Origin of the sequence: Micromonospora sp. NPDC049559 (genome assembly GCF_040676675.1) — a bacterium.
In the GTDB taxonomy this organism is placed as follows: domain Bacteria; phylum Actinomycetota; class Actinomycetes; order Mycobacteriales; family Micromonosporaceae; genus JBFAPK01.
In genome coordinates this window covers 44102-70742 of record NZ_JBFAPK010000027.1, presented here as the reverse complement: position 1 = coordinate 70742, position 26641 = coordinate 44102, and the positions used below count along the sequence as shown (strand labels likewise).

Annotated in this window: 24 protein-coding genes; 19 read left to right on the top strand and 5 right to left on the bottom strand. The window is 75.3% G+C overall.

All coding sequences use genetic code 11. From position 1 onward, the window contains the following. Positions 1 to 4 precede the first annotated feature (4 nt). The 8 genes from AB0J86_RS25800 to AB0J86_RS25765 all read left to right on the top strand — a co-directional run bounded on the left by AB0J86_RS25800 (position 5) and on the right by AB0J86_RS25765 (position 11159). Complete coding sequence (locus tag AB0J86_RS25800) at positions 5 to 970, top strand: ABC transporter permease (RefSeq protein ID WP_363860180.1); 966 nt, start codon at positions 5 to 7, stop codon at positions 968 to 970. Continuing rightward, positions 967 to 1782, top strand: coding sequence for an ABC transporter permease (locus tag AB0J86_RS25795; protein ID WP_363860179.1), 816 nt, complete (start codon positions 967 to 969; stop codon positions 1780 to 1782). The genes AB0J86_RS25800 and AB0J86_RS25795 overlap by 4 nt, the downstream gene beginning before the upstream one ends. After that, positions 1779 to 2585, top strand: a complete 807-nt coding sequence (locus AB0J86_RS25790) for an ABC transporter ATP-binding protein (protein WP_363860178.1) — start codon at positions 1779 to 1781, stop codon at positions 2583 to 2585. The genes AB0J86_RS25795 and AB0J86_RS25790 overlap by 4 nt, the downstream gene beginning before the upstream one ends. Continuing rightward, positions 2582 to 3367: an ABC transporter ATP-binding protein gene (locus AB0J86_RS25785; protein WP_363860177.1), complete on the top strand. Its 786-nt coding sequence runs from the start codon at positions 2582 to 2584 to the stop codon at positions 3365 to 3367. Before AB0J86_RS25790 ends, AB0J86_RS25785 begins: the two co-directional genes overlap by 4 nt. 166 nt (positions 3368 to 3533) lie before the next feature. Continuing rightward, entirely contained in the window at positions 3534 to 4808 is a 1275-nt protein-coding gene (locus AB0J86_RS25780; RefSeq protein WP_363860176.1) for a CHAT domain-containing protein, read from the top strand. A gap of 11 nt (positions 4809 to 4819) precedes the next feature. Continuing rightward, on the top strand, positions 4820 to 5146 hold the full coding sequence (locus AB0J86_RS25775) for a hypothetical protein (protein WP_363860175.1): 327 nt from the start codon (positions 4820 to 4822) through the stop codon (positions 5144 to 5146). Beyond that, positions 5143 to 5760 carry a hypothetical protein gene (locus AB0J86_RS25770; RefSeq protein WP_363860174.1) on the top strand — a complete coding sequence of 206 codons (618 nt, stop codon included), beginning with the start codon at positions 5143 to 5145 and terminating at the stop codon, positions 5758 to 5760. Before AB0J86_RS25775 ends, AB0J86_RS25770 begins: the two co-directional genes overlap by 4 nt. Beyond that, positions 5757 to 11159, top strand: a complete 5403-nt coding sequence (locus AB0J86_RS25765) for a hypothetical protein (protein ID WP_363860173.1) — start codon at positions 5757 to 5759, stop codon at positions 11157 to 11159. The genes AB0J86_RS25770 and AB0J86_RS25765 overlap by 4 nt, the downstream gene beginning before the upstream one ends. A 60-nt stretch (positions 11160 to 11219) precedes the next feature. On the opposite strand, the gene AB0J86_RS25760 is transcribed toward AB0J86_RS25765, so the two are convergent. Further along, positions 11220 to 11711, bottom strand: a complete 492-nt coding sequence (locus tag AB0J86_RS25760) for a type II toxin-antitoxin system PemK/MazF family toxin (RefSeq protein WP_363860172.1) — start codon at positions 11709 to 11711, stop codon at positions 11220 to 11222. Positions 11712 to 11885: 174 nt separating this feature from the next. On the opposite strand from AB0J86_RS25760, the gene AB0J86_RS25755 reads away from it, so the two are divergent. The 4 genes from AB0J86_RS25755 (at position 11886) to AB0J86_RS25740 (ending at position 15916) form a co-directional block, all read left to right on the top strand. Beyond that, on the top strand, positions 11886 to 12677 hold the full coding sequence (locus tag AB0J86_RS25755; RefSeq protein WP_363860171.1) for a MerR family transcriptional regulator: 792 nt from the start codon (positions 11886 to 11888) through the stop codon (positions 12675 to 12677). Then, positions 12674 to 13216, top strand: a complete 543-nt coding sequence (locus AB0J86_RS25750) for a GyrI-like domain-containing protein (RefSeq protein WP_363860170.1) — start codon at positions 12674 to 12676, stop codon at positions 13214 to 13216. Before AB0J86_RS25755 ends, AB0J86_RS25750 begins: the two co-directional genes overlap by 4 nt. Before the next feature lie 215 nt (positions 13217 to 13431). Further along, positions 13432 to 14601: a serine hydrolase domain-containing protein gene (locus tag AB0J86_RS25745; RefSeq protein ID WP_363860169.1), complete on the top strand. Its 1170-nt coding sequence runs from the start codon at positions 13432 to 13434 to the stop codon at positions 14599 to 14601. 28 nt (positions 14602 to 14629) lie between these two features. Next, entirely contained in the window at positions 14630 to 15916 is a 1287-nt protein-coding gene (locus AB0J86_RS25740) for a D-alanyl-D-alanine carboxypeptidase (RefSeq protein ID WP_363860168.1), read from the top strand. A gap of 13 nt (positions 15917 to 15929) precedes the next feature. Here AB0J86_RS25740 and AB0J86_RS25735 read toward each other — a convergent pair whose 3' ends face one another. Next, positions 15930 to 17486, bottom strand: coding sequence for a carboxylesterase family protein (locus AB0J86_RS25735; RefSeq protein ID WP_363860167.1), 1557 nt, complete (start codon positions 17484 to 17486; stop codon positions 15930 to 15932). Positions 17487 to 17664: 178 nt separating this feature from the next. Here AB0J86_RS25735 and AB0J86_RS25730 point away from each other — a divergent pair, with 178 nt between their 5' ends. From AB0J86_RS25730 to AB0J86_RS25720, 3 genes are all read left to right on the top strand, one after another. Continuing rightward, complete coding sequence (locus AB0J86_RS25730; protein ID WP_363860166.1) at positions 17665 to 18621, top strand: ABC transporter ATP-binding protein; 957 nt, start codon at positions 17665 to 17667, stop codon at positions 18619 to 18621. An 83-nt stretch (positions 18622 to 18704) separates the two neighbouring features. Continuing rightward, the gene (locus tag AB0J86_RS25725; RefSeq protein WP_363860165.1) at positions 18705 to 19496 is read left to right on the top strand and encodes an ABC transporter permease; all 792 of its coding nucleotides are present in this window, start codon (positions 18705 to 18707) and stop codon (positions 19494 to 19496) included. A 25-nt stretch (positions 19497 to 19521) separates the two neighbouring features. Beyond that, positions 19522 to 20328 carry an ABC transporter permease gene (locus AB0J86_RS25720; protein ID WP_363860164.1) on the top strand — a complete coding sequence of 269 codons (807 nt, stop codon included), beginning with the start codon at positions 19522 to 19524 and terminating at the stop codon, positions 20326 to 20328. Positions 20329 to 20416: 88 nt separating this feature from the next. On the opposite strand, the gene AB0J86_RS25715 is transcribed toward AB0J86_RS25720, so the two are convergent. After that, positions 20417 to 21661 (bottom strand): citrate synthase family protein, encoded by a 1245-nt coding sequence (locus tag AB0J86_RS25715; RefSeq protein ID WP_363860163.1) that lies wholly within the window; start codon positions 21659 to 21661, stop codon positions 20417 to 20419. Positions 21662 to 21728: 67 nt separating this feature from the next. Between AB0J86_RS25715 and AB0J86_RS25710 the strand changes: the two genes are divergently transcribed. Beyond that, the gene (locus tag AB0J86_RS25710) at positions 21729 to 22835 is read left to right on the top strand and encodes a citrate synthase 2 (RefSeq protein ID WP_363860162.1); all 1107 of its coding nucleotides are present in this window, start codon (positions 21729 to 21731) and stop codon (positions 22833 to 22835) included. Between the two features lie 101 nt (positions 22836 to 22936). Next, positions 22937 to 23590, top strand: coding sequence for a M23 family metallopeptidase (locus AB0J86_RS25705; RefSeq protein WP_363860161.1), 654 nt, complete (start codon positions 22937 to 22939; stop codon positions 23588 to 23590). A gap of 41 nt (positions 23591 to 23631) precedes the next feature. Here the strand turns inward: AB0J86_RS25705 and AB0J86_RS25700 are convergent, their stop codons facing one another. Next, entirely contained in the window at positions 23632 to 24582 is a 951-nt protein-coding gene (locus tag AB0J86_RS25700; RefSeq protein ID WP_363860160.1) for an NADP-dependent oxidoreductase, read from the bottom strand. 49 nt (positions 24583 to 24631) lie between these two features. Here AB0J86_RS25700 and AB0J86_RS25695 point away from each other — a divergent pair, with 49 nt between their 5' ends. Beyond that, the gene (locus AB0J86_RS25695) at positions 24632 to 25258 is read left to right on the top strand and encodes a TetR family transcriptional regulator (RefSeq protein WP_363860159.1); all 627 of its coding nucleotides are present in this window, start codon (positions 24632 to 24634) and stop codon (positions 25256 to 25258) included. Positions 25259 to 25290: 32 nt separating this feature from the next. Here the strand turns inward: AB0J86_RS25695 and AB0J86_RS25690 are convergent, their stop codons facing one another. Beyond that, entirely contained in the window at positions 25291 to 25764 is a 474-nt protein-coding gene (locus AB0J86_RS25690; RefSeq protein ID WP_363860158.1) for a molybdenum cofactor biosysynthesis protein, read from the bottom strand. 145 nt (positions 25765 to 25909) lie between these two features. Here AB0J86_RS25690 and AB0J86_RS25685 point away from each other — a divergent pair, with 145 nt between their 5' ends. Continuing rightward, positions 25910 to 26626 carry a hypothetical protein gene (locus AB0J86_RS25685; protein WP_363860157.1) on the top strand — a complete coding sequence of 239 codons (717 nt, stop codon included), beginning with the start codon at positions 25910 to 25912 and terminating at the stop codon, positions 26624 to 26626. The last annotated feature ends 15 nt before the right edge of the window (positions 26627 to 26641 follow it).

Here is a 26641-nt window from a genome sequence, read left to right as displayed (position 1 = left end):
ACACATGGTCAGGTACCTGGTGCGGCGGGGCGGCCTGCTGGTCGCCTCGCTGCTGTTCGCCAGCGTCGCGCTGTTCCTGCTGCTGCGGGTGCTGCCCGGCGATCCCGCGAACGCGCTGCTGACGGTGAACGCGACGCCGGAACAGATCGCGGCCGCGCAGCGGCAGGTCGGCTCGGACCGACCGCTGCCCGAGCAGTTCGTCACCTGGCTCGGGCAGCTGGCGCGGCTGGACTTCGGGCACTCGTTCGTCTCCACCCTGCCCGTCGGCCCGGAGATCGTCGACCGGCTGGCGGTCACGCTGCCGCTGACCCTGATCTCCTTCGCGCTCGCGATCATCATCGCGGTACCGGTCGGCTACCTCTGCGCGCGCTGGTCCCGCACCTGGTACGGCGCCGCGATCTCCGCGCTGTCCCAGCTCGGGATCGCGGTGCCGGCGTTCTGGGTCGGCATGCTGCTGGTCTTCGTCTTCGCGCTGCGGCTGCGGGTGTTTCCCTCGGGCGGGTTCCAGCGCGCCGGCTGGGCCGACCCCGGCGCCGCCGTCACCTCCCTGACCCTGCCGGTGCTGACCATCGCGATCGTGATGTCCGCGTCGCTGATCCGGTACGTCCGCTCGGCCACGCTCGACGTGCTCGGCAGCGACTACCTGCGCACCGCCCGGGCGCTGGGCGCCTCGGGCACGGAGGCCATGTGGCGGCACGGGCTGCGCAACGCCGCCGGACCCGTCGTCTCCGTCCTCGGCATCGAACTGGCCACCACGTTCCTCGGCGCGGTGGTGGTGGAGAGCGTCTTCGCGCTGCCGGGGCTGGGCAGCATGCTCGTCAAGGGCATCACCCAGCACGACTACCCCGTCATCCAGGGCGTCCTCTTCGTCAGCACGGTCGCCGTACTCGTCATCGGGTTCCTGGCCGACCTCGCCCAACGCCTCATCGACCCGCGGCTGCGCCGCGCCTCGTCCGGGAGCGCGCGATGACCCGACACCGCCGCTCGCTCGTCGCGGGCACCGCCCTCGTGGGACTCACCTGCGCCGTCGCGCTGCTCTCGCTGCTCTGGACGCCGTATCCGGTCTCGGACACCTCGGGCGGCCGGCTCGCGCCGGTCAGCGCGGCGCACCTGCTGGGTACCGACCGGCTCGGCCGGGACCTGGCCACGCAGCTGATGGTCGGCGCGCGCATCGCGTTGCAGACCGGGCTGGGCGCGGTCGCGATCGGCGGCGCGCTCGGTCTCGCCGCCGGGATCGCGGCCGGGTTCGCCCAGCGCTGGCTGGACGACGGCCTCGCGGCGGTGCTGGACATCGTGATCGCGTTTCCGACGCTGCTGCTGGCCATGCTCGTGGTCGCGGCCCGGGGCGCGTCGCTCGGCTCGGCGATCCTGGCGCTGGGACTGGCGATGTCCGCGGTCGTCGCGCGGCTGACCCGGATCCTCGTCAAACGGGTGCTCGCGCAGGACTTCGTCACCGCTTCTAGGGTCTCCGGTACGTCCTGGCCACGCGTGGTCGCCGAGCACGTGCTGCCCAACATCTGGCCGACCCTGGCGGTCAACCTGGCGTTGCAGTTCGGCCTCGCGGTGCTGGCCGAGGCGAGCCTCTCGTACCTCGGGTTGGGCGCGCCGCCGCCGAACCAGTCCTGGGGCCGGATGCTTCAGGAGGCGCAGTCCACGGTGCTCGTCGCGCCGGCCGGGCTCGTCGCGCCGGGGCTCGCGCTGCTGGTCCTCGTGGTCGGGGCCAATTTCGTCGCCGACGGCCTGCGCGAGGCCGCCGACCCACTGGCCCGGCGGTCGTCATGAGCCTGCTCACCGTCGACCGGCTCACCGTCGCCACCCCAGGCGGCCGGCCCCTCGTCTCCGACCTCTCCTTCGAGCTGCCGGCGGGCGGGCGGCTGGGCGTGATCGGGGAGTCCGGATCCGGCAAGTCGCTGACGGCCCTGGCCGTGCTCGGGCTGCTCCCGGACGGACTGCGCGCGTCGGGCAGCATCCGCCTGCACCCGTCCGGGGGCGCGCCCGCGCAGGTCGTCGGCGCGCCCGAACGCGAGCTGCGGCGGCTGCGCGGCCGGGTGGCGACGGCGGTCTTCCAGGAGCCGTCGACCGCGCTGGACCCGCTCATGCGCATCGGCAACCAGATCGGTGCGGCCGTCCGGCGTACCCGGGGACTGCGCGGGACGGCGCTGCGGGCGGCCACCCTGTCCGCGCTCGCCGACGTCGGTCTCGACCGGCGGATCGCCCGCGCCTACCCGCACGAGGTCTCGGGCGGGCAGCGCCAGCGCGCCGCCATCGCCGCCGCGGTGGCGTGCCGGCCGGCGCTGCTGATCGCCGACGAGCCCACCACCGCGCTGGACGTCACCGTCCAGGCCGAGGTGCTCGCGCTGCTGGACCGGCTCGTCGCCGACCGGGGCATGGCCCTGCTGTTCATCAGCCACGACCTGGCCGTGGTCTCCCGGATCGCCGAGCGCGTCCTGGTGCTCGCGCAGGGGTCCGCCGTCGAGTCCGGCACCGTCGCGGACGTCGTCACCGCTCCCCGTCACCCGGTCACCCGCGCGCTGCTGGAGAGCGCCCGGCAACTGGACGCGGCCCTGGAGGTGAGCCGACCATGATCCTGGAAGCGCGCGAGATCGGCTTCGCGTACCCGCGCGGGCGTACCGTCCTCGACGGCGTCAGCGTCGGCGTCACCGCCGGTCGCGGCGTCGCCCTGGTCGGCGAGTCCGGCGCGGGCAAGACGACCCTGCTGCGGATCCTGCTCGGGCTGCTGCGGCCCACCAGCGGCGAGGTCCGCTTCGACGGCGAGCCGCTGCGGCTGGGCGACCGGGCGCTGATGCGGCGGTTCCGGCGCGACGCGCAGACCGTCTTCCAGGACCCGTACTCGTCGCTGGACCCGCGCCAGCGGGTGGCGCGGATCGTCTCCGAGCCGCTGCGGTCGCTGGGGCTGGACGCCGCGCCGGAGCGGGTGGCCGAGGCGCTACGCGAGGTCGGGCTGCCCGAGGACGTGGCGGGCCGGTACCCGCACGAGTTCTCGGGCGGACAGCGCCAGCGCATCGCCATCGCCCGGGCCATCGTCTGCCGGCCCCGGCTGCTCCTCGCCGACGAGCCGGTCAGCGCCCTCGACGTCACCACCCGGGTACGCGTCGTCGACCTGCTCGCCGAGCTGCGCGAGACCCGTGGCCTGACCGTGGTCATGGTGACCCACGACCTCGCCGTGGCCGCGCTGCTGTGCCAGGAGACGGTGGTGCTCTCCGCGGGGCGCGTCGTCGAGCAGGGCGACACCGCCGGGGTGCTCGGCTCCCCCACCCAGCCGTACACGCGTCGACTGCTCGCCAGCGTCCCCCGGCTGCCGGCCCCGCACCCGGCCGGCGCCCCCGTCGAACCGAACTCCGAGTAGCGGCCCCGAGACGCCCGAGGCCGGACCGCGACCCGTCGTCGGCCGTACGGGTGGGGAGCGGAACCCAGGACGGCGGTGAGGGTCGCCCGACGGCCGCCGACGACCGTCCGAAGTGGGTGGTGCACCGGCTAGGAAGGGCGCGTCACCGTCGGTAAACTCGCCGGTTATGGCGGCACCGAACCGGGACGCCCTCAGCCGCATCGTCGACCGCCGCATCGCGCTGGCCCGCGAGTGGGACGGCCTGGTCGAACAGGTACGGCAGCTCGGTCCGCAGCTCGGCGACTTCCTCCGGCCGCCGCGCGCGGGGTCGCTGCTGCCGGCCGTCGGCGACGGTGCGGCCGTACTCGTCAACGTGACCGCCCGGCGCTGCGACGCGCTGGTCGTCACGGCCGACGGCGTCCGGCCGGTACGCCTGCCCGACCTCACCGCCGACGAGGCCGGGGAGTTGGCGGCGGAACACCTCGACCGGCTCGCCGAAGTGGACCGTACGGCGGCGGAGCTGCACCTGGCCCGCGACCGGGTGACCCGGCGCGCGGACGCGGCGACGTTCCAGGCGCACCACGCGGCGAACCTGGCGGCGCAGCGGGCCCAGGGCGAACTCGACCGCCACCTCGTGACGGCGCTGCGCCGGCTCTGGGACGTCGTGGCGGAGCCGGTCCTGGCCACGCTGCCCGAGCCGTCCCGGGTCTGGTGGTGCCCGACCGGGCCGCTGAACTTCCTGCCCCTGCACGCGGCGGGACGGCACGACCGGCCCGGATCCTCCGTGCTGGACCGGACCGTCTCCTCGTACACCCCGACGCTGCGGGCGCTCGCCCGCGCCCGCCCAACCGGCGCGGAGGCCACCGAACCGGGCCGGATGCTCGTCGTCGCCGTGCCGGAGGCCCCGGACGCTCCGCCGCTGCCGCAGGCCGCCGACGAGGCCGAGCTGATCCGCGCGCTGGTACCGGCCGACCAGCTCACCGTGCTGGCGGGCGAGGAGGCGACCCGCGCCGCCGTACTCGCCGCCCTGCCCGCGCACCGCTGGGCGCACTTCAGCTGCCATGGCACCCCCGACGACGAGCACCCGTCCCGGGGCGGGCTGCTGCTGCACGACGGCCGGATCACGGTGGCCGACGTCGGGCGCGGCCGGTACCACGGCGAGTTCGCCTTCCTCTCCGCCTGCCACACCGCCTCCGGTGGAATCCGGATGCCGGACGAGGTGATCACCCTGGCGGCCGGGCTGCACCACGCCGGATTCCGACACGTGCTGGCCACGCTCTGGGCCGTCGACGCCGACGTGGCCCGCCTGCTCACCGAGACGGTCTTCGGCGCCCTCACCACCACCGGCCGGTTCGACCCCGGTGGCGCCGCCGAGGCCGCCCGCGCGGCGGTCCTGGCGCTGCGCGCGACCGACCCCGGCCGGCCGAGCCGATGGGCACTGTTCACCCACACCGGACCCTGACGGGAGAGCCGATGGACCGTCTGCCGTACGCCGAGGTCACCGAGCCCGGCTACGCCGAGCGCGCCGCCGCCACCTTCCAGGCCGCGCGGCCGGCCCCCGGCACGCTGCTGCTCACCGGCCCCTGCCCGCGCTGCGGCACCGTCATCCAGGTACCGGTCGTGGACGGCGTCTACAAGACCACCGGACGGTTCCGCGTCGGCGGCCGGCGGGAACCGGCCCCGTCGGAGCGGCTGGAGCCGCTGATCTGCACCTGCGAGGAGGAGCACCCCGGGCGACCGGCCGGGCGCGCCGGCTGCGGCGCGTACTGGCTCCTGCGGATCACGGTCGACGCGCCGTGAGCGTCAACCTGGCGGCCGGGCCGCCCGCCGAGCCGTGGCACGCCGCGCTCGCGCAGGAGCGGTACGGGCTGCTCGCCGGCGAGCTGGACCGGGTCCGCGCCGCCGCGACCGCCTGGCGCACCGGGATGGCCGGTCTGCTCGCCGCGCTGGTCGGCTTCGGCCTGGTGAAGGGCCGCACCGACATCGGCCAACTGGCGCCGCCGTGGCCGGTGGTGACCGGCGTCCTGCTGCTCGCCGCCGCCGTCGCCGGCGGCGCGGGCGCGCTCTGGCTGCTGCGGGCCGCGCACGGCCGACCCGCGGTCAGCCCGCTCGCCCCCTCCCTGCCCGGCGTGCTGGCCGACCATCTGGCCGCCGGTACCGCGCTGCGCGACCTCCGCCGGGGCGTCGCCGCCACCCTGGCCTGCGCGGCGCTGCTCGTCGCCGCCGTCGCGACCACCTGGTACGGCCCGGGCAAGGACGGCCCGCGCCTGCGCGTGCAGCAGCCGGGCAGCGTGCTCTGCGGCAGCGTCGTCGGCGTCGACCGGGGCCGGCTCACGCTGAGGACCGAGGCCGGACAGGTCACCGTGGAGCTGGGCCAGGCGTTGACCGTACAGCCCGTGGAGCGCTGCCCGTGAGCGGCGACGGGCCCGGCGAGGACCTGGCGGACCTCACCGGCCGCGCCGCCGCCCTGCACGAGCGGTACCGGCGCGACGGCGACCGGGCGGCGCTGGACGAGGCCGTCGCGCTCACCCGGCACGCGATCGAGGTCGGCGGTCCCGAGTGGCGCAACCGGCTCGGCGCGAACCTGGCGACCCTGCTGCGCCTCGTCGCCGACGCGGACGGCGACGACGCCGCGCTGCGCGAGTCGATCGCGCTGGAGGAACGGTTCGTCGCCGAGGAACCGGACCCCGAACCGCGGATGCTGCTCTGGCATCTCGACCACCTGCGCGGGTCGTACGAGCGGCTCGCCGAGACGTCCGGCGCGGGCGAGGCGGTGGGCGAGACGGCGGGCGGCCCGGCCGAGCCGGCGGGCGAGGCGACGGCCCGCGCGCTGGCGGTGCTGCGGCGGGCCGCCACGGTCCCGGACGCCAACCGCGGGTACCGCCTGGAGCGCCTGGCCGACGCGCTGGCCGACCGGTACGAGCAGACCCGCGAGCCGGGGCTGCTCCGCGAGCGCGCCGACGCGTACCGCGAGCTGATCGCCGAGGTCGCCGACCCGGTCGACGCGCCGCGGCGCGGCTACCACCTCGGCCTGCTCGCGATCACCCTGCGCGAACTGCACGCCGCGACCGGGGATCCCGACGTGCTCGACGAGGCCGTCGCGACGTTCGGCACGGCGGCCGACACCGCCACGACTCCCGCGGTCCGGTCGATGTTCGCCGGCGAGACCGGGCGGGCGCTGGTCACCCGGTACCAGCGGCGCGGCGATCGGGCGGACCTGGACGGGGCCCTGCGTCGCCTGACCGAGGCGGTGGAGTTCGCGGGCAGCCCGCAGGCGCGGTCGGCGGAGTTGTTCGCGCTCGGCAACGCGTACCGGGAACTGGCCGAGCGGACCGGCGGTGTCGGCGACCTCCGGCGGGCCGTCGAGAGCTACCGGGCGGCGCTGCCGCACGCCGAGGCGGAGGTCGCCCGGCGCTGCACCGCGAATCTCGCGGGCGCCCTGGAGCGGCTCGGGCAGCGCCTCGACGATCCGGCCATGCTGCGCGAAGCCGTCGAGCTGGCCGGTCGGGCCGCCGCGGCGAGCCCGGACCTGACCGCGCGGGTGATGCACTGGGAGCGCCTGCTCGCGGCGACCCGCGCCCCGGGGACCGGCCCGGACGCCGTCGAGGACCTCGTCCGGTACGCGCGGGAACTGGTCGCCGACGCCGACGAGGAGCAACGGCCGGCCCGCCTCTCCGACCTCGCGCTCTCCCTGATGCACCTGTACGACGCCGTCGGCGCCCCGGAGGCGCTCGCCGAGGGGGTGCGCACGAGCCGCAGCGCCGTGGCGGCGGCGGCCCCCGGCTATCCCCGGCGGCACCGGCTCCTGGCCAACCTGAACCTGCTGCTGCGCCGCGAGGCGGCCGCGAGCGGCGAGGTGGCCCCGCTCGACGAGGCCGTCTCGGTGACCGAGCAGGCACTCGCCGAGGTGGACGAGGCGGACCCGGACCGGCCGAGCATGCACGGTGAGCTGGCCGCGGTGCTGCTGCACCGGTACGAACTGTCCCGACGCGCCGCCGACCTGCACTCCGCGATCGCACACGCCGGTGCCGCGGTGGCCGGCGCGGCGACCGCCGGCGAGCGGGCGGAGCAGGTCGCCGTGCTGGCGATGGCGCTGGTCCACCGCGCGTTCGCGACCGGTGACCCCGCCACCCTCGACGAGGCGATCGCGCGCTGTCGGGAGGCCCTGGACCTGCCACTGTCACCGAACCACCGGGTCGGCACGCTGGTCGCCCTCGTGGAGGCGGTGGTGCAGCGGCTCAAGCGGCGCGACCTCGGCGATCCCGCCGCGCTCGACCAGGCGCGCGAGGCGCTGCACATCTGCCAGGAGGCGCTGGCCAACTGGCCGGCGCGGACGCCCGGCCGGGACAACCTGCGGCGGCACCTGATCGCGCTGCTGGGCCTGCTCGCCGCCGGCTCGCGGTCGATCCCCGACCTGCGCGCCGTGGCGGTCGCCGCCGGGGACCTCGCCGACGCGACGGACTGGGCCCCGGCCCGGCACCTCGCCGCGGTGACCTACGGTGCGATCTTCGACCGGACCGCGCAGCGCGCCGACATCGACGCCGCGATCCGGCACCACCTGCGGTCGGTCGAGCCGGTGCCGCCCGGTGACCCGGAACGGCCGCGGCTGCTGCGGCTGCTGGGCACCGCGTACCGGCAGCGCGCCAAGGTGACGTCCTCCCGCGACGACCTCGACGCCGCCGTCCACCACGGACGGGTGGCGGTGGTCGAGGCGGGCCCCGACGGGCCGGAGCTGGCGGCGGCGCTCGCCCACCAGTGCGCCAACCTCCGCGAGCGGTTCCAGCTCACCGGGCAGCTACCCGACCTGGACGAGGCCGAGACGGTCGGCCGCCGGGCGGTGGCCGTCGCCGTGTCACCCGGAGACCGCTCGACGGCGCGTACGCACCTCGGCGCCGCGCTGATGATGCGGTACCAGGCCACCGGGCGGGCCGCCGCGCTGGACGAAGCGATCACGCTGGGCCGCTCCGGGATCGAGGTGGCGCGCGGCGACGAGGACGCCGACCCGCCGGTCCCCGCGCTGACCACCCTCGCGGTGTCGCTGGTGATGCGGTACCAGCTGCTCGGCACGCTCGACGACCTGGGCGAGGCCGTCGAGCTGATGCGTACGGCGGTGGCGGCGACCGCCGACGGTGATCCGCAGGCGCCGGTCCGGCTGGGCAACGCGGCCAACGTGTCGAGGCTGCGGTACGAGCACACCGGCGACCCGGCCGACCTCGCCGCGGCGATCGGGTACGCCGACGCCGCGCTGGCGCTCGTACCGCCCGACAACCCGGCACACCCGCAGTACCTCGGCGTGCTGCTCGCGACCCGGCTCGCCGGCCCGCCGGACCCGGACGCCGAGGCCGAACTCGACCGCGTGGCCGACCGGGCGCTCGCCGCTGGTGCCCTGGAGCGGACGGCGGAACCGGCCTGGTCGATGGTGGCGCACAACATCGGCGTCGCCCTGGCCCGGCGGTCCGGCCGGACCGGGTCGGCCGCGGAGCTGGACCGGGCCGTCGACGTGCTGCGGCTGCGGCTGGACCGGGGGCGCCCCGACGATCCGCACCTCGTGGAAACCCGGATCATGCTCGGCGACGCGCTCAGCGACCGGGGCGGCGGCAGCGGCCCCGATCACGAGAACGCGATCCGGCTCTGGCGGGAGGCGAGCGAGCAGGAGAACGCGCGACCCGAGCGCCGCCTCGACGCCGCCGTACGCTGGATCCGCGCCCTCGACGGCGAACCGGCCGCCCAGGTCACCGCGTACCGGCAGGCCATCACGCTGTTGTCGCTGCTCGCCTGGCACGGCGCCCCGCGCGCCGACCAGGAGCGGGCGCTGCACGCCTGGCCCGGCATCGCCGGGATGGCCGCGGCCGCCGCGCTCGACGCCGGCCGCCCCGAGGCCGCCGTCGAGCTGCTCGAACAGGGCCGGACGGTGCTCTGGTCCCAGCTGCTCGACAGCCGCACCGACCTGAGCGAGGTTGCCCGGGCCGCGCCCGAGCTGGCCGCGCGGATGCTGGCGGTCCGCGCCGAGTTGGACACCGCGACCGACCTGCTCGGCGACGCCCAGCCGCCGGTCGTCGACCCCCGCGACCCGGGCGCCCCTGACCCGTTCGCGCTCGACGAACTCGCCACCGCCGGAGAGCTGCGGATGGCCGGCGACGTGGCGGCCGCCGAGGCCGTCTTCGTCCGGTACGCCGACGCGGAGCACCCGTCCCTGGCCGTGGCGGGCGCGTTCGGCCTCGGCCTGATCCGGTACGAGCGCGGCGACGTCGAGGGGGCCGTCGACGCGCTGGCCCGGTCGCTGGCCACCGGGCAGGGTGGGATGGCGATGATGGCCGGCAACCTCCTGGCCGAGGTCCACCTTGGCCGCAGGGACACCGACCTGGCCCGGCGGGCGCTGGCGGGAGTGCTGCGCATCGGCGCCGACGTCGACGCCGACGAGGCCGCGAAGGCCCGGGAGACGCTGGCGGCGCTGGACGAGTTGGAGCGGGACCCGAGCGGGCAACGGCTGCTGATCCGGCCGACGCTGGCCGGTGACGACCCGGGCGCCATGCTGGGCCTGGCGATCCGGTTGTTCGAGCGCGGCGACAACGCCGACGCGCTGCGGCTGTTGGAGCGCGCCCGGCAGGTCGCACCGCCGGAGGCCGGGCCCGGCATCGACCTGACCCGCGCCACGGTGCTCGCCGCCAGCGGTGACGTGGCCGACGCCGTCGAGGCGCTGCGCTCCGCGAGCGGCGCGGCGGAGCCCGAGATCGCCGACGCCGCCGCCCTCGGGCTCGCTGACCTGCTGGTCGAGGAGGGCGACCCCGGCGAGGCGCGCGAGGTGTACCGCCGCCTGATCCAGGGCGCGGGCCGGAAGCACGCGCGGCAGGCCCGACGGCGCCTCGCCGACCTGGACCTGCCGGCCGTGGACCCGCCCGCCGGCCCGCTCGCGTTCGACTTCGGGCGCTGGCTGGCGTTCCGGGAACCGTACGAGGACGCGGTGCGGGCGTTGCGGGCCGCGGTCGGCGCCGGCGACCGCAGCGGGCGTACCCAGCTCTACCTGGCCCTGGTGCACCGGAACCGGGACGGCGAGGCGGCCGTGCGGGCGTACCGTCTCGGCGTCGTGCTGGGCGAGCCGGACGAACCGGCCGTGGTGGCGATGTGCCGGGCCGAGCTGCGGGCGCGCCGCGGCGACCGGGCCGGGGCCAGGGCGGGGTTCGCGTCCGCGTACGACCTGGCGACCCGGGCCGGCGACGTGGAACTGGCGGCGCTCGCGGCGGTACACCTCGGGATGCGGCTGGAGGCGGAGGGCGACCGGGCCGGGGCCGTGGCGGCGTTCCGCCGGGCGATCCGCAGCGGTCACCGCCACCACGCCGCCGCGGCGGCCTTCGACCTGGCCCGGATGCTCGCCAGCGCCGGCGACCGCGACGGTGCCCGGGCCGCCTACCGACAGACCTTCGAGCTGGAACACCCGTACCAGAGCCCGATGGCCGGCATCAACCTCGCCGTGATGCTGCGCGAGGACGGCGACGACGACGCGGCGGCCCAGGTGTACCGCGCCGTCGTCGAGGGGCCGCGGCCGGACTCGGCCGCCCGGGCGGCGCTGGGCCTCGGTCGGCTGCTCGGCGACCGGGGGGACGTCGAGGGGGCGAAGGCCGCCTACCGGCGGTCGATCGGGTTCGGCCTGCCGGAGGAGTCCGCGCCCGCGGCGTACAACCTCGGGATCCTGCTCGCCATGGAGGGCGACCGCGACGCCGCCAGGGCCGCGTTCCGGCAGGCCCGCGGCGGGCCCGACCCGAGGGTCACCGCCGCCGCCACCGACGCCCTGCGCAGGCTCCGCCGCCAGCGGTAGGGTCGCCGGGCCGTCTGCGCGGGCCGCGCGGTCGGCGGTGGTTCGGTGTGGCGGCCGGGGTCAGCGCCAGCCGTAGCCGGCGCGCAACGCCTGCCCGACCCGGTCGAACCTGGCCCGGTCCAGCACCGCACCCTCGCGCCGGATGCTGTCCTCGCGCATCGTGAGGACCCGGTCGAGCCGGATCCAGCTCGGCCGGTTGTCCCGGTCCCACGCGCCCGGACCGAGCGCCAGCCAGTGCCGTTGGCCGTCCCGCTCGCTCTGGCTGGAGAGCATCAGCCCGAACAGGGTCCGACTCACCCGTCCCACCACGAGTACGGGTCGGTCCTTGCCCTGGCGTGGGTCGTCCTCGTACGGTACCCAGGTCCAGACGATCTCGCCCGGGTCGGCCTGCCCGTCCAGTTCGGGGGCGTACGCGAGTTGCCGCCGTTGCAGGGCCGCGACCTGGCGCCGCCGGGCGATCTGAGCGGGGCTCGGACCAGCGGTGCGCGGGGCGGGCACCCGCCGGGTGACCCGGCTGACCGTCGCCGCCACGCCTCTCCAGAGATTTGCCACGGCGGCACCCTACCCTGCTCGGTTGGCCGGCACGCCCGCCGTCCAGCGCGAACCGAGCGGGATGGTTCCCGGCGCCCCCGTCAGTCGCCGTCGACTGGGTGAGGACCACCGTGTCGGAGACGGCCGCGCCGCCCGCCTGGACTCTCCCACCGTGGGAGCGTTCATGCTGGTCGCGTGGACGAGGTGCTGATGCCCATCGGGCGGTTCGCGCGTCTGTGCAGGCTGAGCGTGAAGCAGCTGCGGCACTACGACGAGCTGGGGCTGCTGCGGCCGGCCTGGGTCGATCCGGACTCGGGTTACCGCTACTACCGGGCCGACCAGGCGCGCGACGCCCTGTCGGTCGGGTTGTTGCGCTCACTCGACGTCCCCCTGCCGGCGATCGGGCAGGTACTGGCGGGCAGGGGCATCGCCGAGGTGCTCGGTGGCGTGCGGGACCGGATGGAGGCCGACCTGGTTCGGCGTCGCCGGATGCTGGCCACCCTGGACCGGGTCCTCACCGACGGTCTGCCCCGGGCCGAGGTTCGACTGACCCGCGAGGACGCCCGCCGGGTGGTGGTCACCCAGGGCGCCGGCGGCCTCGGTGAGATCCCGGCGGTGACCACGGACTGCGTGGCCCGCCTCAACACGGCGCTGGCGGCGGCCGGCGAGCGGCCGCACGGCCCGTTGGTCGGGTTGTTCCCGTTGGACATCGCCGACCAGGTGAGCGTGACGGTGGCCGCGCAGGTCGACCGGGATGTCGCCGGCACGACGCCGGACATCCTCCGTGGCGGGTTGTTCGCCATGGCCACCCACGTCGGCCCGTACGACCAGCTGTCCCTTACGGCGCACGCCCTGCTGGCCTGGATCGGCGAGCACGGCCACGTGACCCGCGGCGACCTGCGCGAGGTCTACATCTCCGATCCGCGGCAGACCAGCCCGGATCAACTGGTGACCCACATCATGATCGGAGTCGAGGAGAGCGAATGAACGACTGGTATTCCGCGTCGGACAGCCCCGAGCTGGTCGAGTTCGGGCCGGTACGCGGCTTGGCGGTGACCGGCATGGGTGAGCCCGGCGGCGACGAGCACATGACGGCCATCCGAACGCTGTACGCGGTCGCCGCACCGCTGCTGGCCGGCGCGCTGCCCGCGCTGGAGGGACGCTGGTGGGTCGAGGACGACCGGCCGCCGCTGACGGTCCCACGCTCGCAGTGGCGCTGGCACCTGTTCCTGCGGCTGCCCGAGTCGGTCGAGCCGGCGCGGGTCGACGAGGCCAGGCAGGCGACGGGGTGGCACAGCGCGGCACGGGTGCAACTGGTCACGTTCACCGAGGGCAGGTGCGTGCAGGCGATGCACCACGGCTCCTATGACGACGAGCCGGAGACCCTTGCCCGGATGGACCGGTTCATGGCCGAGCGGGGCCTGGTGAGCAATGGCCTGCACCATGAGATCTACCTGTCCGAGGTCACCGAGACCGATACCGCGAAGATGCGTACCATCCTGCGCCAACCCGTTCGCGCGGCCTGAGCGGGCCGCGCTCGCCGGGGCCGGCGCGCCGGGCCACGGGGTCTCTCCCGGGTCCACCGGAGACGGCGGGGCGCGCACGCCGGGTCGGTCCCGGCCCACCTGGTACCGGGGGTTACCCCGACCCCACTCCCGGGGGATCACCGGATGGAAACGCATCGAGGGGTTTCGTACGGTCGGGTTCCGTCATCGTTCGCGTCCGTTCGAAGGGACATGACATGCGAGGACAACTCGGCCGAAGGAGCCTGGTCGTCGCGTCGGTCGCCGCGCTGGTCGCGGCCGGCGCGGTACCGGCCGGCGCCACCGCACCCGCCGCCACGGACCGGCGCCTCCAGGTCGCGGTCGACGACCTGCACGGCCTCGGCATCACCGGCGTGCAAGGGCTCACCCGGGTCGACGGGATCACCGTCCGCGCCCGGTCCGGCGTCGGTGACCTCGACCGCGGCACGCCGGTACCGCTCGACGGGTACTTCCGGATGGGGAGCAACACCAAGACCTTCGTCGCCGTCGTCGTGCTGCAACTGGTCGGGGAGGGCAGGCTCTCCCTGGACGACAGCGTCGACCGGTGGTTGCCGGGGGTCGTCGCCGGCAACGGCAACGACGGCCGGCGGATCACCGTCCGCCACCTGCTCCAGCACACCAGCGGCATCTACAACTACACCAGGGACATCGCGGCGCTCGGATCCCAGGAGGGGTACCTGGCGCACCGGTTCGACCACTACGACGCCGCCGACCTCGTCGCCCTGGCCGTGCGGCACGAGCCCGGATTCGCGCCCGGAACGAGCTGGGACTACTCGAACACCAACTACATCCTCGCCGGGATGCTCATCGAGCGGGTGACCGGCCGGTCCTGGGCCACCGAGGTGCGTACCCGGATCCTCCAGCCGCTCGGGCTGCGGCACACGTCCGCGCCGGGGGACCGTCCGTTCCTGCCGGCACCGCACGCCAAGGGCTACCAGCAGTGGGTACCGGGCGGTCCGCTGACCGACACCACGATGTTCAACCCGACGGTCGCCGACGCGGCCGGCAACCTGGTCACCACGCCGACCGACCTCGCCCGGTTCTGGCAGGCGCTGCAACGCGGTCAGCTGCTGAAGGCCGGCCAGATGGCCCAGTTGCACGAGACCGTGCTCGCGGAGACCTTCCAGGACTTCATCCCCGGCGCCCGGTACGGGCTCGGCATCATGTTCGTCCCGAACCGCTGCGGCGGCTACTGGGGCCACGGCGGTGACGTGCCCGGCATGAGCACCGCCAACGGGGTGAGCCCGGACGGCGACCGGGTGGCGGTGCTCTCCCTGGCCACGCAGCTCGCCGACGAGCGGGCGGCGCTGGCCGTCCAGGGGCGGGCCTCCCGGCTGATGGACGACGTGATCTGCGACCGCCCGTAGGGGGCTGGCGGCCGTTACTCTCCCCGCCATGGGAACGTGGCGTCTTGTGGCCGCCGGGCTGAGCGCGGGACTGATGGTCGGGCCGGCACCGGTGGCGGGTTCGGCACCGGGCACCCCGTCGAACACCGCGGCGAGCGCCGTGCCGGGCACCCCGCCGGACACCGCGGCGAGCGCCGTGCCGTGCCCGTACGTCCGGAAGCCGGCGATCCCGCCGACGCCGGCGTCGCCGGCCCAGGCGCCCGCGCCCGCCGTGGGCGGCCCCCAACTCGGCACGAAGGGGTTGGCGGTGCCGCCGGAGGCACCGGCGCCGCCCGCCGTCTCGGCGATCTCGTGGGTCGTGGCCGACCTCGACACCGGAGCGGTCCTCGGCGGCTGCGCGCCGCACCTGCGGCGCCGGCCGGCCAGCGTGCAGAAGCTGCTGCTCGCGGCGACCGCGCTGCCCAAGCTGGACCCGGACCTGGTCGTCGAGGCGACCGCCGGGGACCTGGACCTGCCGGCGGACAGCTCCGCGGTCGGGATGGTCCTCGGCGGTCGCTACCCGGTCTCGACCCTCTGGTACGGGCTGCTGCTGCAGTCGGGCAACGACGCCGCCAACGCGCTGGCCCGGGTGGCCGGCGGGGCCGGCGGGGTTCCGGCCACGGTGGCGGCGATGAACGCGGAGGCGCACCGGCTGGGCGCCGACGACACGCACGCGGTCACCCCCTCCGGCCTGGACGCCCCGGACCAGTTCACCAGCGCGTACGACCTGGCGCTGATCGCCCGGGCCGACTTCGCCCGGCCGGACTTCGTGCGGTACGACACCAGGCTGCGCTTCCAGTGGCCGGCGCAGCCGCCGAAGCACCCGAAGGGCTTCCAGATCCAGAACGAGAACAAGCTGCTGACCAGCTATCCGGGGGCGTTGGGCGGCAAGACCGGGTTCACCGACGACGCGCGGCACACCTACGTCGGAGCGGCCCAGCGCGGCGGCCGGCGGCTGGTCGTCACCATCATGGGCGCGGAGATCGTGCCGGCGCGCGCCTGGAAACAGGGCACGATGCTGCTCGACTGGGGATTCAAGCTGCCGGCCACGGCGTCCGTCGGGCGTCTCGTCACGCCGGAGGAGGCGGCCGAGCTGCACGCGCCGGCCGCCCGGCCCCCGGGGACGGCGGCGACCGCGGCCGTCCCCGCACCGGCGGCCTCGGCGAGCGGTACCTCCGTCCGCCGGCTCGCCGTGGTCGCGCTGCTCGCCGCCGGGCTGTTGCTGGTCGGCGCGGTCGGGCTGCTGGTGATCCGCCGGGCGGCGCGCCGTCGCCGGGTGGTCGCCGGGCGGGGTTGACCGCCCGGCCCGCTCAGGAGGGGTACTCGGCCCAGAACCCGCAGTGGTGCTGGGCCGCGAGGTCCACCGGGCCGACCGCGTCGGGCGCGAGCGACTGGGCGAGCCGCGACGGCCAGCGGGGCAGGCCCGGCCGTTCGGGGTCGCCCGAGGCCGCGAAGGCGGTCCAGTAGCGGATCATCTGGTCCGCGAGGCGGCGCTGCGCGGCGGTGAGCGTGACGCCGTCCATGTCGAACAGGTACGGCAGCTCCGCACCGTGGTAGGCGCCCATCGGGAACGGCGGCGGGGCGGGCAGCGCGAAGATCTGCGGCGCCGCACGGTCGGCGAACAGGTAGTGCCGGTACGGTGCCCGCGCGGCGATGGCCCGACCGGCGACGAGGCTCGGACAGACGTACGCCCGGTCCGTGACGATCGCCGCCCAAGCCAGGCTCGGCGAGCCGGCCTCGGCGTACCGGGCGGCGACCTCGCCGGCCCGGTCGCCGAACGCGGTCGTGAGGAGCCACTGGTAGGTCGGGTCGTCGATGCCGCCCGGGAAGAAGGTCGCGACGAAGAAGCGCCCCTCGTCGCGGGTGTGCCCCGCGAGCACCGGCACCCGGTTGAAGTGTCCGGTCCGCAGCGCCTCCGCCGGATGTACCGGCAGCAGCGGGGTGTCGAAGGCGGGGCTCCAGTAGACCGCCGGGGTGGCGAGCAGTTCGGTCGCGGTCCGGGCGCGCAGGCAGGCCAGGTTGTCGCAGCGCAGGCCCTCGGTCGCCGTACGGGCGCCGAGGCTCTCCGTCAGGGACCGGGGCTTCCAGGTGTCCTCGGCTGCGCCGGCGACCGGAAGGATGACGGCGACCGGGTTGGCGGTCGTGCACGAGCCGCTCTGCAGGATCGCCCGGTCGAAGAGACCGGCCGCGAGCGGCGAGGCGAGTTGGGCGCAGACGCCGTCCCCGCCGGCCGACTCGCCGAAGAGCGTGACGTTGGCGGGGTCGCCGCCGAAGAAGGCGGCGTTGCGCCGAACCCAGCGCAGCGCGGCCTGCTGGTCCTGGAGGCCGAAGGTGCCGGAACCGGTCAGCCCCGGATAGCCGAAGAAGCCGAAGATGCCGAGCCGGTAGTTCGGTGTCACCACGATCACGTCGCCGGTGGCGGCGAGCCGGCGCGGGTCGGAGTCGCTGCCGGCGCCGGAGCGCATCCCGCCCCCGTGCAGCCAGACCATCACGGGCCGCGGCCGGGGCGCCGGATTTCGCGGCGTGGTCACGTTCAGGTACAGGCAGTCCTCGTTCTCGCTGCGCGGGATGCCGACCACCGGGTCGCCGAGCTGCGGGCACCTCGGGCCCGGGACGGTGGCGTCGCGCACGCCGGACCACCGGGCCGCCGGCTCGGGCGCCCGCCAGCGCCGCTCGCCCACCGGCGGCGCCGCGTACGGGATGCCGCTGAAGGTGCGGGTGTGCGCCTCGACCGCGCCCCGTACGGGTCCGCGGTCGGTGGGGACGACGGCCCCGACCGCCGCGCCGGCCGAGGCCGGGGTGGCGAGGGCGGAGGTGAGGAGCAACGCCGCGGCGATGGACGTCGCGAGAAATCGACCGGCTGGCACGTGGACATCGTGTCAGACGGGCGCATATATCGATGGCCGTCGGGCGGCCGGGCCGGCCACGGCATCGACGCGGATCGCGCCGACGATCCTTCCGGACGCGACGGCTCTTCGGATAACCTGCCGGCACGTACGAGGTGCGAGTCGGTACACGGGGGTGCGCCGGATGACGGAGGGCGTGATGACGCGCGAGACCGCGCCGGTGCTGATCGAGGCGAGGGGCCTGACCAAGGTCTACGGCCGCCCGGGCGGGCCCGGGGGCCTGACGGCCGTGGCCGGGATCGACTTCGAGGTCCGCCACGGCGAGGCGTTCGGCGTGCTGGGCGCCAACGGTGCCGGCAAGTCCTCGACCATGCGGATGATCGCCTGCGTCTCGCCCGTGAGCGGCGGGAGCCTGCGCATCCTCGGCCTCGACGCGACCCGGGACGGCCCGGCGATCCGGGCCCGCATCGGGGTGGTACCGCAGGACGACACCGTCGACACCGACCTGACCGTACGCGAGAACCTGCTGATCTACGGCCGCTACTTCGGCCTGCCCTGGCGGACCCTGCGGCAGCGCAGCGACGCGCTGCTGGAGTTCGCCCGGCTGTCGGAGAAGGCGGACGAGGCGGTCGACGCGCTCTCCGGTGGCATGCGGCGCCGGCTGACCATCGCCCGCGCGCTGATCAACCAGCCGGAGATCCTGCTGCTGGACGAGCCGACCACCGGCCTGGACCCGCAGGCCCGGCACCTGCTCTGGGAGCGGCTCTTCCAGCTCAGGCAGGAGGGGGTGACGCTGCTGCTCACCACGCACTACATGGACGAGGCCGAGCAGCTCTGCGACCGGCTCGTCGTCATGGACGGCGGCCGGATCGTCGCGGAGGGAACGCCGGCCGGGCTGATCGAGCGGTACACCACCCGGGAGGTGCTGGAGCTGCGCTTCGGCCCGCAGGAGCGGCAGGTCTGCACCGAGAAGGCGCGCGGCCTGGTGGACCGGGTGGAGGAGCTGCCCGACCGGCTGATGCTCTACACCGACCACGGCGAGGAGACCCTCGCGGCCGTGCACAGCCGGGGAATCCGGCCGCTGACCGCGCTGGTGCGCCGGGCCAGCCTGGAGGACGTGTTCCTGACCCTCACCGGCCGTTCGCTGGTCGACTGACCCGCACCGGCCGTTCGCCGGTCGACCGAACCACACCGGCCGTTCGCCGGTCGACCGACCCTCCGCCCCGGACGAGGAGCACGATGCGTACCGCGACCACGCTGCTGACCTCACCGCCCTTCCGCGAGCTGGGCTACTGGCTCTACCGGTACCGCCGCACCTGGCGCGGCAGCATCGTGATCAGTGTCGCCAACCCGCTGCTCTTCCTGACCGCGATCGGGATCGGTCTCGGCCAGCTCGTCGACACCGGCAGCGCGTACCTGCACGGGGCGTCCTACCTGGAGTTCGTGGTGCCCGGCATGCTGACCGCGGCCGTGATGCAGACCGCGTACCTGGAGGCGGCCGGCCCCGTGCTCCAGTCGGTACGGTCCCGCGGCAGCTACCGCGCGGCGGCGACGACGCCGCTCGACCCGGCCGACATCTTCGCCGGCCACCTCATGTACTGGACCCTGCGGGCGGCACAGAACGCCCTGCTCTTCACGCTGATCGCGGCGGCGTTCGGCGCGGTACCGCCGGTCCGGGTGGTGCCGCTGGTGCTCGCCGCGACGCTGGTCGGCTGCGCCTTCGCCGCCCCCACCGCCGCCTGGGCGGTGACGGTGCGCCGCTCGGCCAGCCTCAACACCATGTTCCGCTTCGTGGTCCTGCCGCTGTACATGCTCTCCGGCACGTTCTTCCCGGTCGAGCAGCTGCCGGGGTGGCTGCATCCGGTCGCCTGGCTCACCCCGCTCTGGCACGGCGTCGAGCTGAGTCGGACGCTGGCGCTCGGTACGGCGGTCCCGTCGGCGACCCTGCCGCACCTGGGCTACCTGCTGGCCATGGCGCTCGGCGGCGTGCTCGTGGCCCGCCGCACGTACCGGCGCCGGCTGCACGTCTGACGGTCCGCGAGCAGAGGAGTCCACCATGACGGCGACGACGGCTCCGCCGCTGGTCGACCGCGTCCGTGCCGGCGGCGGCGCCCGGGCGATGGTCGAACGCAACCTCATGATCTACCGCCACACCTGGCCGATGCTGCTCGCGGAGATCTTCGAGCCGCTGCTCTACCTGACGGCCTTCGGGCTGGGCGTCGGGGCGCTGGTGGGCGCGGTGCCCGGACTGGACGCGGCCGGGGTCAGCTATCCGCGGTTCGTCGCGCCGGCCCTGCTCGCCACGGCGGCGATGAACGGGGCGATGAACGAGACGACGTTCAACATGTTCGGCAAGCTGAAGACGGACCACACGTACGAGTCGATCCTGACCACGCCGATGACGGTACGGTCGGTGGCGTTCGGCGAGATCTGCTGGGCGCTGCTGCGCGGCACCCTGGTCAGCTCCGCCTTCCTCGTCGTCGTCGCCCTGCTCGGCCTGGTCCGTACGCCGTGGGCGCTGCTGGTGGTCCCGAGCGCGCTCCTGATCGGCTTCGCCTTCGCCTCCGTCGGGCTGCTCGCGGTGACCCTGCTGCGCACCTGGCAGGATCTGCAGCTCATCCAGCTCGTGATGCTGCCGATGTTCCTCTTCTCGACCACGTTCTTCCCGCTGGAGATCTACCCCCGGCCGATCCAGGTCTTCGTCGAGTGCCTGCCGCTCTACCAGAGCATCGAGCTGGTCCGGGGCGTCTTCCTCGGCTCCCCCGGTCCGCGCCTGCTCGTCGCGGCGGCCTACCTGGCGGTGCTGGGGGTGGTGGCCCTCGCCGCGGCCCTGCGCCGGCTGGAGCACACCCTGCGGACGTGAGCCACCCGGGCCACCCCGGACGCCGGGCGGCCGTCAGTCGCGCGCCCGGGCCGCCCCGGGCGCCGGCCCGCCGTACGACCGGCCACGGCTAGTCGCGCGTCCGGGCCGGCCGGGGCAGCCGCCCCGCGTACCGGCCGCTCGGCCGGAACCGGCTGGGCTGGTCGTCGTACTCCTCGAGCGCGTGGGCGATCCAGCCGGCCGTACGGGCGATCGCGAAGATGGTCTCCCCCGCGCCCGCGTCCATCCGGTTGGTCAGCGCGAACGCCGCGAGCGCGAAGTCGACGTTCGGCGCGCCACCCGAGCGGCGCGTCACCGCCGCGGTCACCTCGGCGACGACGTCGCGGACGCGCGGGTCCGTGGCCGCCGGCCCGCCACCGGGCGCCGACCCGAGCAGCTCCAGCAGGGTCGCGGCCCGAGGGTCGCCGCCCGGGTAGAGCGGGTGCCCGAAGCCGGGTACGCGACCGTCGGCGCGCAGCCGGTCGGCGACGGTGCCGACCGGATCGCCGGACCGGACCGCGTCGGCCAGCATCGCGTACGCGAGTTCGCTGGCCCCGCCGTGCAGCGGGCCGTCCATCGCCGCCAGGCCCGCGCTGACGACCGCGTACGGGTGTGCGCGGGTGGACGCCGCGACCCGGGCCGCCAGCGTCGACGCGGCGATGTCGTGGTCGGCGAGCAGGACGAGTACGGCGTTGAGCGCGTCGAGCCCGGCCTCGGTGGGTTCGACGGGGCTGAGCCGCCGCCAGAGGGTGGCCGCGAACGGGAACGCGCTGTCGGCGTCGCTCCCGTCGGCCCGCGCCGGCAGCGCCGTGACCATCGTGTCGAGCATCGTCCGGCCCGTCGCGATGACGGCGGCCGGGGTGGTGTCGAAGCGCAGCCGGTCCGCCGCCGCGACCGCGGCCACGATCAGCCGGAGTCGGTCGGTCAGCCGGGCGGTCGGCGGCAGGGGCGCGGTCACGGCCTGCGCGAGCGCCCGCAGTTCGTCGTCGGGCGCGAACGGGACGTGGCGCAGCTCGCCGGTCCACAGCAGCGTGGCGACGGCCTCGTACGACGCCGTGCGGGCCAGCAGCCGCGCGTCCCGGCCCCGGTAGAAGAGGGTGTCGCCGGTGATGAGGGTGATCCCGGTGTGGATCGCCGGAGCCTCGGGAGCGGGCCCCGGCCGCCGTCTGCCGGCGGCGAAGGCCAGCACGTCCGCCTCGGCGAAGAGGCTCTCCTTGCCGTCGCCGTTGCGGCGGCTGCTCAGCAGCCCCCGGCTGACGTACGCGTAGACCGTCTCCCGCTTCACGCCGAGACGCCGGGCCGCCTCCTCGGTCGTCAGCAGCCGCTCACCAGCCATGTGGCGATGCTCCCATATTGACTGAATCAACGTTGACAGTACCCTGTCGCACCGCGAGATTGAAGCGATGCTGAACGTGAAACCGGGTCTCGCCGACGCCGTCGTCTTCGACACCCAGATCGCGGAGCCCGACCGGGCGGGCGGATCCCTGCGCTACCGGGGCATCGACGTCGAGAAGTTGATCGGGCACGCCTCCTTCGCGGACGTCTGGGGGCTGCTGGTCGACGGTGACTTCGCGCGCGGGCTTCCCGCCGCCGAGCCGTTCCCCCTCCCCGTACACTCCGGCGACGTCCGGGTGGACGTGCAGTCGGCGACGGCGATGATGGCCCCGTACTGGGGCCTCCGTCCCTTGATCGACATCGACGAGGCGCAGGCCCGCGAGGACCTGGCCCGCACCTCGGTCATGATCTTGTCGTTCGTCGCGCAGGCGGCCCGCGGAACGCGGCTACCCGCCATCCCGCAGCGGCTGGTCGACCGGGGCCGGACCAGCACCGAACGCTTCATGATCCGATGGCAGGGCGAGCCGGACCCGCGCCAGGTCGAGGCGATCGACCGGTACTGGGTCTGCGCCGCCGAACACGGGATGAACGCGTCGACCTTCACCGGCCGGGTGGTCGCCAGCACCGGCGCCGACGTCGCCGCCTGCCTCTCCGCCGCCGTCGCGTCGATGTCCGGCCCGCTGCACGGCGGCGCCCCGTCCCGGGCCCTCGGCATGGTCGAGGCCGTGGAGCGCGGCGGCGACGCCCGCGCGTACGTCCGGCGGGTGCTGGACAGCGGCCAGCGCCTGATGGGCTTCGGCCATCCGATCTACCGGGCCGAGGACCCCCGGGCACGGATCCTGCGCGCCGCGGCCAGGGATCTGGGCGCGCCCCGCTACGAGGTCGCCCTCGCCCTGGAGCACGCGGCCCTGGCCGAGCTGCGGGAACGCAAGCCGGACCGGGTCCTGGAAACCAACGTCGAGTTCTGGGCCGCGATCGTCCTGGACTTCGCCGGCGTACCGGCGGACCTGTTCACTCCGCTCTTCACCTGCGCCCGTACCGCCGGCTGGAGTGCGCACATCCTCGAACAGAAGCGGCTCGGGAAGATCATCCGCCCGTCCGCGGACTACGTCGGCGCGGCCGACCGGTCACCCGCCGACCTGCCCGGCTGGGACCGGGTCCTGGCCCGGCGGTAGGACCCGCCCGGAGAACGGCGGCGGGGCCTCGACGTGCGGATCCTCGGGCGTACGGGGATCCGGCGTCGAGGACCTTGCCGCCGTCTGCCATCCTCGGGCCGGTGACGACCGGCGACCCGACCAGACTCCCCCGCCGCCACCGCCGCCGTGGTGGCCGCGTCGCGCTCGCGCTCGGGGTCGGCGCGACCCTCGTCGTCCTCGCCGTGGGCGCGGTGGTCGCGGTGCCGCTGCTGCTGCCCCCGGGCCCGCGCCCGCTCTTCCAGCTGCCCGTGCCCTGCGGCGAGACCTGGCAGCTCGGTACCTATCCCGGCCACGACGACTACGACGTCGACATGTACCCGACCCGGGGCGAGGCGTGGGGCCGGCCGGTGCTCGCGTCGTACGCCGGCAAGGTCACCGAGGCGGGCATCAACGGATCACTGGGCGAGCGCACCCCCGACAACCCGGACGGCGCGCGCGGGCGCGGCGGCGGTTACTGGGTGAAGATCGACCATGGTGGCCGGTGGGAGACGCAGTACCTGCACCTGCTCGAACCTCCACTGGTCGAGGTCGGTCAGCGGGTGGCCCAGGGCGACCAGATCGGGCGGGTGGGCAGCACCGGCAACTCCGGCGCGCCGCACCTGCACTACGAGCAGCGCCAGGGCTGGGAGAAGGTCGAGACCCACTTCGACGGCGTACCGTCCGGGATCACCCACGACGACCGCGAGTACACGGTCAGGCGCGAGAGCAACAACTGCCCCCCGGGCCGGCGGTAGCCGCCGGTCGGCCGCGCGGGCCGCCGACCGGGGGCCTCGGCTCAGTTCACCAGCACGATCCGTCCGCGGGCGTGGCGGCTCTCGCTCAGCTCGTGTGCGGCCGCCGCCTCGGCCAGCGGGAACGCCGCCGCGACCGGCACCCGCAGCCAGCCCTGTTCGGCCAGCCCGACCGCGATGTCGAGGCCGTGCAACGCCAGCGGATCGGCGGCGGCGCCGACCGCCGCGCCCGTCTCGTCCGCCGGCGCGCCGTGCGACATGTGTACGCCGTGCGCCGCCGCGGCGAAGTCGGCGATCGTCACCACGCGCGCGGCGTCCCCGGCGATGGCGATCAGGTCGGGCAGTGCCCCGCCGGCGCAGTCGAAGACCGCGTCCACCCCGTCCGGTGCCAGCGTGCGGACCCGTTCGACGAGCCCCGCCCCGTACGTCGTCGGCTCCGCCCCGAGGGAACGCAGGAAGTCGTGGTTGTGCGCGCTGGCCGTACCGATGACGGTGGCGCCCCGGGCGACCGCGAACTGGACGGCGAGGCTGCCCACCCCGCCGGCCGCGCCCTGCACCAGCACGGTGTGCCCGGCGCCGACCGCGAGCCGGTCAAGGACCCGGGTGGACGTCTCGACGCCGCCCGCGGCACCGCCCGCCTCCGCCCAGCTCCAGGCGGCCGGTTTGCGCGCCCAGCCGGTCAGGACCGCGTGGTCGGCGTTGGCGCCGCGTACGGTCATGGCCGTCACGCCGAACACCTCGTCGCCGAGGCGGACGCCGGACACCCCGTCGCCGACCTCGTCCACCACGCCCGCGGCGTCGAACCCGGTCCGGTACGGCAACGTCAGGGGCACCACGTCACGCAGCCGCCCGGAGCGCAGGAGGGTCTCCCCCGCCGAGAGTCCGGACGCCCGTACGGCGATCCGGATCTCCCCCGGTCCGGGGTGTGGCTCGGCGACCTCGGCGAGGTGCACGACGCTCGGCGGGCCGTACTCGGTGAATTGCACAGCTCTCATGCGTCGGACCGTAACGGAGCACCCCGTCCGTTTGGCTAAAGTGAGAGCGGTGACGGCCCAAGTGATTCGCACACTGCGCTCGGACGCCCGCGACAACCGGGAGCGCATCCTCGCGGTGGCCCGCCTGGCCTTCGCCACCGAGGGCCTCGACGTGCCGATCCGGGAGATCGCCCGGCGCGCGCAGGTCGGCGTCGCGACCGTCTACCGGCGCTTCCCGACCAAGGAGGCGCTGCTCGCCGAGGCGTTCGCCGAGCAGATGGCTCTCTGTTCGGCGGTCGTCGAGGAGGGCCTGGCGGCGGCCGACCCGTGGCACGGGTTCCGGCTGGTGATCGAGAAGCTGATGGAGATGCACGCCCTCGACCGGGGCTTCTCCCGCGCGTTCACCTCGCGGCTTCCCCAGACGGCCGGCTTCGCCGCCGATCGGGACCGCGCGCTGCGCCTGATGCTCGAACTGGTCCGGCGCGCGAAGCGGGCGGGCGGCCTGCGGACGGACTTCGTACTGGAGGACGTCATCCTGGCGCTCATGGCGAACGAGGGGATCCGCGCCGAGTCACCCGAGGTACGGGTGGCGGCGGCGCGACGCCTCGCGGCCCTGATGATCCAGTCGTTCCAGGCGGACCCTGTGCCGGCGCGGCTGCCACCGGCGGTCCGGCTGCCCCTCTCCGCGCCGGCCTAGCGCAGGACGGTGGCCTAGCGCAGGACGGTGGCCTAGCGCAGGACGGTGGCCTGCACCGGGCCGACGCGCAGCACCCCGTCGTCGAGCGGCCGGCACCGGACGCCGCCCTTGCCGCGCAACGCCCGCCAGGCGCCGGGGCCGATGGCGACGTCCATCCAGGCGCACGGGTGCGCCCGGCGGTTGACCCGCAGCCGGACCGGCCCGTCCCCCGAGTCCAGGACCAGCACCGTCCCGACCAGGTCGTCCACCTCGATCCCGGCGACGAGGACGTTGCGCCGGACCTGGCGCAGGTCGGCACCCGGGGGCAGCGACTCCCGCGCGATCACGGTGACGCTCGCGTCCCGGTGCGCCGGGCGGCCGAAGTACCGGTCGCCGACGATGCCGAGGTCCGCCCGGATCCGGATCTCCTCGACGAGCTCGTCCGGTGGCGCCGGCGCGGGACCGTCGGCCGGCCGGCCCTCGTATCGGTGCACCGGCGAGGCCAGCAGTTGGACGATCTCCGCCATGCTGCCGAGTCTAGGAAGCGGACGGTGGTCCATCCGCCGGGTTCGTCGTGGGCCGGCCCGCCCGGGTCGCGGCGCCGACCGCCCCGTCGCCGGAGGTCTTGTAGCATTGCCGCGTTCTCCAGTCCGGCCGCGGAAACGAGGCGACATGCGATGGCTCCGGCTTCTGCTGGGCAGAAGGCAGGTCCAGCTCGACCCGGAGCGGCAGGAGGCGTTGCTCGCCGACGTCCGGAACCGGTTCGGCGCGCACGCACAACTCCGGTTCGCCGACCAGGTCGACGCGGTCACCCGCCTGCTCGACGGTGACGACGGGCTGGTCGTGGCGGCCCGCATCCTGCGCGAGTTCACCAACGAGGTGCAGGCGGACCTCCTCGCCCAGGCCGGCGAGCTGTACCGACGCACCGGTCGCCGGCCCGTGGTCGACCGCCGCAACTACCGGCAACTGTGGAAGACGGTCGGGCCGCAGCTGCGCTGGCCGCTCTTCGCGCTGCCGTGCGGCCTGCACCCGTACGCGCAGGTGGCCGCGGCCGTCACGGTGCTCGGCGACCGGGCGTCCCGGCTCGTCCGGGTGACCGACCCGAAGGCGCCGCTGGCCCACCTGTTCGAGGTGCTCGACCTCACCGCCGCCGGCTGGGAGTACGGCCGGGTCCGGGTGGACGTCGACGCGGCCTCGCTGGCCAACCGGCTGATCACGAGCGCCCGACAGATCCGGGCGGCCATGGACGACGAGCCACCCCGGCTGCCGCCCCCGGTCCGGGAGCTGATGCGGCGCAACAACAGCGTCGACGTCTACGACCTCGGCGGCAACCGGGTGGTCGGCGCGATCAACCTCGGCGCGGAGCTGCGGCCGGCCCTGCTGGTCTGAGCCGGCGCACGGCGG

Excerpts from the sequence above, each read along its gene's own strand:
- AB0J86_RS25800 (WP_363860180.1), top strand. The coding sequence starts at position 5 with ATGGTCAGGTACCTGGTGCGGCGGGGCGGCCTGCTGGTCGCCTCGCTG.
- AB0J86_RS25795 (WP_363860179.1), top strand. The coding sequence starts at position 967 with ATGACCCGACACCGCCGCTCGCTCGTCGCGGGCACCGCCCTCGTGGGA.
- AB0J86_RS25790 (WP_363860178.1), top strand. The coding sequence starts at position 1,779 with ATGAGCCTGCTCACCGTCGACCGGCTCACCGTCGCCACCCCAGGCGGC.
- AB0J86_RS25785 (WP_363860177.1), top strand. The coding sequence starts at position 2,582 with ATGATCCTGGAAGCGCGCGAGATCGGCTTCGCGTACCCGCGCGGGCGT.
- AB0J86_RS25780 (WP_363860176.1), top strand. The coding sequence starts at position 3,534 with ATGGCGGCACCGAACCGGGACGCCCTCAGCCGCATCGTCGACCGCCGC.
- AB0J86_RS25775 (WP_363860175.1), top strand. The coding sequence starts at position 4,820 with ATGGACCGTCTGCCGTACGCCGAGGTCACCGAGCCCGGCTACGCCGAG.
- AB0J86_RS25750 (WP_363860170.1), top strand. The coding sequence starts at position 12,674 with ATGAACGACTGGTATTCCGCGTCGGACAGCCCCGAGCTGGTCGAGTTC.
- AB0J86_RS25745 (WP_363860169.1), top strand. The coding sequence starts at position 13,432 with ATGCGAGGACAACTCGGCCGAAGGAGCCTGGTCGTCGCGTCGGTCGCC.
- AB0J86_RS25740 (WP_363860168.1), top strand. The coding sequence starts at position 14,630 with ATGGGAACGTGGCGTCTTGTGGCCGCCGGGCTGAGCGCGGGACTGATG.
- AB0J86_RS25730 (WP_363860166.1), top strand. The coding sequence starts at position 17,665 with ATGACGCGCGAGACCGCGCCGGTGCTGATCGAGGCGAGGGGCCTGACC.
- AB0J86_RS25725 (WP_363860165.1), top strand. The coding sequence starts at position 18,705 with ATGCGTACCGCGACCACGCTGCTGACCTCACCGCCCTTCCGCGAGCTG.
- AB0J86_RS25720 (WP_363860164.1), top strand. The coding sequence starts at position 19,522 with ATGACGGCGACGACGGCTCCGCCGCTGGTCGACCGCGTCCGTGCCGGC.
- AB0J86_RS25715 (WP_363860163.1), bottom strand. The coding sequence starts at position 21,661 with ATGGCTGGTGAGCGGCTGCTGACGACCGAGGAGGCGGCCCGGCGTCTC.
- AB0J86_RS25710 (WP_363860162.1), top strand. The coding sequence starts at position 21,729 with ATGCTGAACGTGAAACCGGGTCTCGCCGACGCCGTCGTCTTCGACACC.
- AB0J86_RS25700 (WP_363860160.1), bottom strand. The coding sequence starts at position 24,582 with ATGAGAGCTGTGCAATTCACCGAGTACGGCCCGCCGAGCGTCGTGCAC.
- AB0J86_RS25690 (WP_363860158.1), bottom strand. The coding sequence starts at position 25,764 with ATGGCGGAGATCGTCCAACTGCTGGCCTCGCCGGTGCACCGATACGAG.
- AB0J86_RS25685 (WP_363860157.1), top strand. The coding sequence starts at position 25,910 with ATGCGATGGCTCCGGCTTCTGCTGGGCAGAAGGCAGGTCCAGCTCGAC.